Annotated in this window: 1 protein-coding gene; it reads left to right on the top strand. The window is 64.2% G+C overall.

All coding sequences use genetic code 11. The features are described from left to right. The coding region (locus CXR03_RS18880) for an FGGY-family carbohydrate kinase (RefSeq protein ID WP_258073743.1) at positions 1-704 on the top strand (704 nt) is incomplete at both ends.

Raw genomic sequence — 704 nt, 5'->3', positions numbered from 1 at the left:
GCAGGGGCTGACGCTTGAAGCCGCCGAAGCCATGGGGCTCAAGCCCGGTACGGCGGGCGCAGCGGGCATGATCGATGCCCATGCGGGTGGCATCGGCACTGCCGGAATAGGCGGCAAACCCACCGAAAACCTGGCTTACGTCTTCGGGACCTCCTCCTGCACCATGACGTCGACGGCTGATCCCGTCTTTGTGCCTGGTGTCTGGGGACCGTATTATTCGGCCATGGTACCCGGCATGTGGTTGAACGAGGGTGGCCAGAGTGCCGCTGGCGCGGCGATAGATCAGCTTCTCTCCTTCCATCCCGCTGCCGCCGAGGCGACCGCCCGGGCGCAGGCCGAGGGGAAGTCTTTGCCCGCCTTCATGGCCGAGCACGCAGCACTCAAGATTGCCGATGCCTCAGAGGCCGTCGACCTTGCTGCTGGCCTGCATGTGGTGCCGGAATTTCTCGGAAATCGCGCTCCTTTTGCCGATCCGCATGCCCGCGCTGTCATCGCGGGCCTTGGAATGGAACGTGACTTCGAAAGTCTGATCGCTCTCTACATCGCCGGACTCTGTGGGATCGGCTATGGACTGCGCCAGATCATCGAGACGCAGGCAAAATCCGGTGCGTCCGTCGAGCGGGTGGTAATCAGCGGTGGCGCGGGTGCAAGCCCGCTGGTGCGCCAGATCCTGGCGGACGCCTGCTGCAAGCCTGTTGTCGCGA

Origin of the sequence: Arthrobacter sp. 08Y14, assembly GCF_002929455.1 — a bacterium.
Classification (GTDB): domain Bacteria; phylum Actinomycetota; class Actinomycetes; order Actinomycetales; family Micrococcaceae; genus Arthrobacter_B; species Arthrobacter_B sunyaminii.
This window is presented reverse-complemented; position numbering and strand designations above follow the sequence as displayed.